This is a genomic window from Pirellulales bacterium, from assembly GCA_035939775.1.
Lineage (GTDB): Bacteria > Planctomycetota > Planctomycetia > Pirellulales > DATAWG01 > DASZFO01.
The window spans coordinates 1-6,131 of sequence record DASZFO010000119.1; the positions used below are offsets into that span (position 1 = coordinate 1).

Consider the following 6,131-nt stretch of genomic DNA (forward strand, 5'->3'; position numbering starts at 1 on the left):
CTCAGGTATTCCACGCTTACGGTCGCCTATCCGGGTGACGGAAGAACGGCTAAGAGTCTACCGGGAATATGGCACGGCGACTATGTGACTGATCCTGGCGGAATGCAGGCTGCTTTCGGTGAGCTCGACGAAATCCTCGCCAGAGAGCACGCGCCAGTCGTCGTTGCGGTTAAGCTCACTCCAACGGCATTTGACTCGGAAAGCGGCAAGGCACCGAGCGTTAAGATCGGTCACTTCGTGCTTGTGACCGGTAAAATGGCGAACGGTGACTACAGTATCTTAGATCCTGCGGGGAAGTATTCGACGCTGGGCGGTGACAAGAATTACCTCGGCAATGATACGTGGTTTCAATTGAACGGGTACATTAAGGATCCGCCGGGCACCAGTGATCTTAGAGCATGGGCGAGTGCCCCCGGTGAAGGGGTAAGCGTTACGCTGATCGATCCGCAGGGCAGGACAACCGGTTTCGATCCGACGACAGGGATGGAATTTCAGGAGATCCCGGGATCCGCTCAGTATTTCGTCGCAATCGCGGATGCCGTGACCGGAGCGACCGCCGACGGCTTGACGCACTTCATCGACGCGCTCGAACCAATGGCGGGCATGTACACGATCGTCATTCGCTCCAACGGAGTGGCCGACGTGCCGTACACAATTTCTCTAGGTGGGGACGCGATCGATGGTACTGAACACAACCCGCTGCAGATCGATGGAATGGCCCGTAGTGGGATCGCGGATACTTTCAAAATCGTACTTGATCCCGCGTCATTCGCGCAGCCAACAGTCGTGGTTCCGGTCCTCGACCCGATTCCTAACGTGACAGTGACCCAGGGGACGCCGGTCACATTCACTGCCGTGGCGCACGACGCCGATCCGTCCGCGGTGTTGACGTTCAGTCTGGGCGCGGGCGCACCGGCGGGCGCGTCAATCGACCCTTCAACCGGGCTCTTCACTTGGATGCCTGTGGATGCGCCGGTGGTCGCCAACATCCTCGTGATTGTTTCGGTCAACGGCACTCCGGTGCAGAACATCGGCCAATATGTCAAAATCACGGTGAAGAGCGCAATCCCTGTTTTCACAGTGACGAACACGGCGGATTCGGGAGCCGGATCGCTCCGGCAGGCGATTCTCAATGCCAACATTGATCCGGGACCGGACACGATTCTTTTCAACATCGGTCCGGGGACGCAAACCATCGTCCTGCAGAGTCCTCTTCCGGCAATCACCGATCAGGTCTTCATTGACGGGGAGAGCGAGCCCGGTTTCAGCGAGCATCCATTGATCGTTTTGGACGGTTCTTCCGCCGGCTTTGGCGTCGACGGGCTGGTTCTTGGTTCCGGAAGCGACGGCAGCAAAATCCGGGGAATCGTTGTCGACCGATTCAAGTCGGCCGGCTTGCGGATCCAGTCGTCACACAACACGATTCAGGGGGACTACTTCGGCGTCGACGCGACCGGCGAGACCGCAGCCGGCAATTTCTATGGCCTGATTCTCGCATCAACCGCCAGCAATAATCTGATCGGCGCGGGTGCGGACGGAAACGCGGGAGAGGGCAACGTATTGTCCGGCAACGGACAGGCGGGGGTTGCTCTTATCGGTCACGGCGTCACGCAGAACGCTATCTCCGCCAATCACATTGGGACTGACGCGGGCGGGAGCATCGCCATTCGAAACGGCAGCTACGGCGTCTATATTGATGGCTCGAGCAATAATACCGTTGGTGGGACGACGGCTGGGCTCGGCAATGTCATTTCTGGTAACGGGTCTTTTGGGATTTACATGTGGGATAACGCCACCGGCAATGCCGTGCAGGGCAATTACATCGGCACGGATTCGACGGGGACGGCAGCACTGGGTAACGGCTTTGCAGGCATCTACATTCTCTCAGCGAATAACGTAATCGGCGGAAATCAATTGGGAGCCGGCAATGTGATTTCGGCCAACCCGTATGGCCTTCTGCTGTGGGAGGCCGCAGCGACCGGAAATCTGGTTGCAGGCAACCTGATCGGCACCGACTGCTCGGGCCGGAAACCGCTCGGGAATACCTTTGCCGGGCTCTACGTCTACAACGCTGATAAGAACGTGATCGGCGGGACGACCGCCGCGGCGCGGAACATTATTTCGGGCAACAATGGAGTTGGAATTGTCACCGCAGGGACCTCGGCCCAGAACGTTTTCGAGGGCGATTATGTCGGGCTGGACGTCAAAGGTGACACACCGATCCCGAACCTGAACATCGGTGTGCTCATTGAATCGCCGAACAATACGATTGGCGGAATCGCCGCCGGTGCCGGCAATGTCATTTCCGGGAACGGCGGCGTGGGGCTGTGGATTTACGGCGCCGGCGGCGGGATGGGAACGACCATCACCGGGAATTACATAGGCACCGATGCGACGGGCTCGAAGGCTCGCGGCAACGCTTATCAGGGAATTTATATTGGTGCGTCCGCAAACAATTCGATTCGGTCGAATGTCATTTCGGGCAACGGCAACAACGGCATCTGGATCGACGGAATGGCCGCAACGGGCAATGTCGTACAGGGGAACCTGATCGGTGTCGATGTGGGTGGTGTCGCGGCGATTGGCAATTCCTTCAGCGGCATTGTAATAACCGCGGGATCGAATAATCGGATCGGCGGCGCGAGCCCCGGTGACGGCAACGTTATCGCGGCCAATGGGAACTGGGGCGTTTGGATCGACGGCAGCAGCGCGTCGGGGAATGCAGTTGCGGGAAATCACATCGGCGTGCTCGCCGACGGATCGACGCTGATGGGCAACACTTTCGACGGCGTCGCATTGTCCCGCGGTGCCAGCGGCAACCTGATCGGCGGAGGAACGGCCTCGGCAGGCAATGCGATCGCCGGCAACTTCCGCGACGGTGTCCGTGTGCTTGACCAATCCTCATCCAATACGATTCGTGCAAACTCAATTTTCTCTAACGGCGGCCTCGGCATTGACCTGAATGGCGATGGCGTTACGCCGAACGACAACGAGGACGGCGACACCGGAGCAAACGGCCTCCAGAACTTTCCAGTGATCGTCGCGGCAGATCCCGGAATTGCCACGCAGGTCATGGGCTCGCTCAACAGCACTCCGAACTCCGTCTTCACACTCGATTTTTACGCGAATGCGATACCTGACTCGAGCGGTTACGGCCAGGGAAAACGCTGGATCGGTTCGAGCACTGTCACGACGGATGCAGCCGGGAAAGCCGACTTCGATCTAACTTTTGCGTCGGCGACGGTCCCTGGCGAATGGATCACCGCAACCGCGACGTCTGCCGACGGCAGCACATCCGAATTCTCGCGGGCCGCCCTGGTGACGAACCCGCTCAGTGTCAAGGCCGGGGGCGATCAGGCGGTGAACGAGGGGGGCCTCGTGAGTCTCTCCAGCGCAAGTTATACGTCGATCTCGCCGCCTATTCAGCTTGGCCTGCAGGTCGATTGGGGAGACGGCACCGTCGAAACGGGCTCCCTGGTGCCGGGAACCGGCGAAGGCACAATCGCCAATACGCATCGCTATGCGGAGCCCGGGAATTATACAGTCACGCTCACGCTGACCGATGGCGTCAATCCGACGGTGACCGATCACCTGCACGTCGCCGTGGCCGACGCGCCGACGCAGCTTGTAAGCTACGTCATTCAGCATGACCAGACGCAGCGATCCTTCATCCGTTATCTCGACTTGTATTTCAGCGACGACGACGGGCTTGCCGGGTTCCTGACGGGTCAGGGGATTCAACTCGTCCGCTACGACGCCAACGGCCTCAATCCGGCGACGGTTTCGCTGGCGGGCCTTGTCACAGTCAGTGGCACGCACGTTTCGATCGACTTTGGCATCAACGGGATCGGCGGCAATCGTCTCACAAACGCCGGCGACGGCACGTACCGGCTGATCCTCAGTCTGCACGAGCAGCAATCGACCACAACCGTGCAGTTCGCTCGGCTCCTTGGCGACGTCAACGGCGACGGGAGCGTCGACGCGGCGGACTATTCACTGGCGCTGGGCTATGTAAAGACGGGGGACCCGAACGGCGACATCAATGGCGACGGATTCATCGACATGCGCGACCTGATGGTGATCAAGCTCGCCCAGGGGCGCAAAATCAAACCACCGGCTTGATCGGGAGGCGCGAGAGTTGCGGCGGAACTCTCACGAGTTCGGCTACCCGATGCTGCGCCGCCGCGCTCCCCTTCGGGTCGCGGTTAAACGGTTTTGAGCAGTTTCTCCAGCCGGTCGAGAAATGGGACCTGGTCGGGATGAAGAAGCGTTCGCGCCTGCTCGATCGGGACGAATTCGGCGCGGTCGACTTCCCATGAAGCGCACTCGGGGCGGGCGTCTTCCGGGGCGGGGCCGGTGAAGCAATGGATCTGCTTGCCGCTTTTCTGGTATTGAATTGATCCCAGCGGTTGCAATTCGCCGGCAGCGACGCCGGTCTCTTCGAGCGTTTCGCGGCGGGCGGCTGCTTCGAGATCTTCACCGGGATCGGGAAGGCCTTTGGGGATGCTCCAGGGCTTTCCGCGGTTGTAGTTGCCGGAGGGGTGCACGAGAAGCACCTGGAGTTGGCCGTCGGCATTGCGATAGAGCAGTGTTCCGGAGGATTGTTTGGTCATGCGAAGGCGTGATGCTTGATGATGACTGACAAATCAATCCACAGATTACGCAGATTATTGCAATCGGTGAGGAACACCGTCATTTAATCTGCGAAAATCTTGAAAATCTGTGGATATCTTCGTCCATCTCAACCACCGAAATTCGCTCTGCTTGCGGTTGATGCTCAACACGTTGCGAGCGCCGAACTTGCGCTCGTGTCAGGCTCGAAAGCCTGACGTACTTATTTCATCTGGGACTCGAACCTGAATTTCGTCGCCGGCGATGCGGGTTTCGAACGTCTCCTGGCGGATGGTGGAGGTGGGATTGTCGAGCCACGTGCCGCTGGTGACGCAGAATCGCCAGGCGTGCCAGGGGCAGGTGACGCCGCCGTTTTCGACGTAACCGGCGGCCAGCGAGGCCCCCATGTGCGGGCAGGTGTCGTAGATCGCCGAGTATTTGCCGTCGACGAGGAAGACGGCGATCATCTGGCCGCGAACTTCGAAGCATCGGCCCTCGCCCTCGGGAATTTCGCCGACGCGGGCCACCGTCTGAAACTCTGCCATGCTTGCGGAACGCTCCCCGGATGGGCTAACGTGTGACTGCCATGAGATTTGATCCCTCGTCCAGTCATTTTTAGCAAGCGACAATATGAAACGTAACCCTGTCAAGGCGGCTCTCAAGGCCGGGAAACCGCAGGTCGGCACCTGGCTGTCGCTGGGCAGTATGTACGCCACGCGCGTTCTGGCCCGCGTCGGCTTTCCGTGGCTCACGGTCGACATGGAGCATTCGCCGATCGGCATCGAGCAGGCGGCCAATCTGTTCGGCGCGATCGCCGAAGCGGGCTGCGTCCCCCTGGCGCGGGTGCCGCGCGGGACGCACGAGAATATCAAGCGCGTCCTCGACGCCGGGGCGTGGGGAATCGTCGTCCCGATGGTCAACACGGTCGAAGAGGCGAAGCTGGCCATTGCGGCGGCGAAATATCCGCCGCTGGGCAATCGCTCGATCGGCGGCGGTTTGCACGCCATGAACTTCGACGGCACCGCCGGAGATTATTTCAACCGGGCCAACGACGAGATTCTGGTGGTCTTGCAGACCGAGTCGCCGCTGGGCGTGCAGAACGCCGAAGCGATCTACAGCCTGCCGGGAGTCGATGCGATCTTCGTCGGCCCCAATGATCTCACCTTTCAAATGCGCACTCCCGAGGGGGTCGACCCGACTCCCGAAGAGCTCGAGGCGATGCTGCAGCGCGTGCTGGCAGTCGGCAAAAAAGTCGGGACGCCGGTGGGCCTGCACGTGCTGTCGGTGGAGGACGTCAAGAAGCGCATCGATCAGGGCTGGCAATTCCTGGCGATCGGCAGCGAACTGCGCTTCATGACGAGCGAAGCCCAGCGAATCGTCGGCGGACTGAACCTGAAGAAGGCCGCCGACCTGGCGCGGTATTGATATTGTTACTGACCACACGGAGGTGAAATTTGACGACAGGAGAATACTGGCGGGCGATGTTCGAAAACTGGCCGAGCAGCGTTCCGCGGCGGGGG

At 60.1% G+C, this 6,131-nt stretch carries 4 protein-coding genes; 2 read left to right on the forward strand and 2 right to left on the reverse strand.

Annotation, left to right across the window (positions count from 1 at the left end):
• The first annotated feature begins 84 nt into the window (after positions 1-84).
• Positions 85-4,122, forward strand: coding sequence for a NosD domain-containing protein (locus VGY55_07625; GenBank protein ID HEV2969843.1), 4,038 nt, complete (start codon positions 85-87; stop codon positions 4,120-4,122).
• 83 nt (positions 4,123-4,205) lie between these two features.
• Here the strand turns inward: VGY55_07625 and VGY55_07630 are convergent, their stop codons facing one another.
• Positions 4,206-4,613 carry an NUDIX domain-containing protein gene (locus tag VGY55_07630; protein HEV2969844.1) on the reverse strand — a complete coding sequence of 136 codons (408 nt, stop codon included), beginning with the start codon at positions 4,611-4,613 and terminating at the stop codon, positions 4,206-4,208.
• 198 nt (positions 4,614-4,811) lie between these two features.
• Entirely contained in the window at positions 4,812-5,156 is a 345-nt protein-coding gene (locus VGY55_07635) for a Rieske 2Fe-2S domain-containing protein (protein HEV2969845.1), read from the reverse strand.
• An 85-nt stretch (positions 5,157-5,241) separates the two neighbouring features.
• Here VGY55_07635 and VGY55_07640 point away from each other — a divergent pair, with 85 nt between their 5' ends.
• Positions 5,242-6,036: an aldolase/citrate lyase family protein gene (locus tag VGY55_07640; GenBank protein ID HEV2969846.1), complete on the forward strand. Its 795-nt coding sequence runs from the start codon at positions 5,242-5,244 to the stop codon at positions 6,034-6,036.
• Positions 6,037-6,131 lie beyond the last annotated feature (95 nt).

What these genes read in the sequence shown, in the direction of transcription:
- VGY55_07630 (HEV2969844.1), bottom strand. Translation starts at nt 4,613, where the DNA reads ATGACCAAACAATCCTCCGGAACACTGCTCTATCGCAATGCCGACGGC.
- VGY55_07635 (HEV2969845.1), bottom strand. Translation starts at nt 5,156, where the DNA reads ATGGCAGAGTTTCAGACGGTGGCCCGCGTCGGCGAAATTCCCGAGGGC.
- VGY55_07640 (HEV2969846.1), top strand. Translation starts at nt 5,242, where the DNA reads ATGAAACGTAACCCTGTCAAGGCGGCTCTCAAGGCCGGGAAACCGCAG.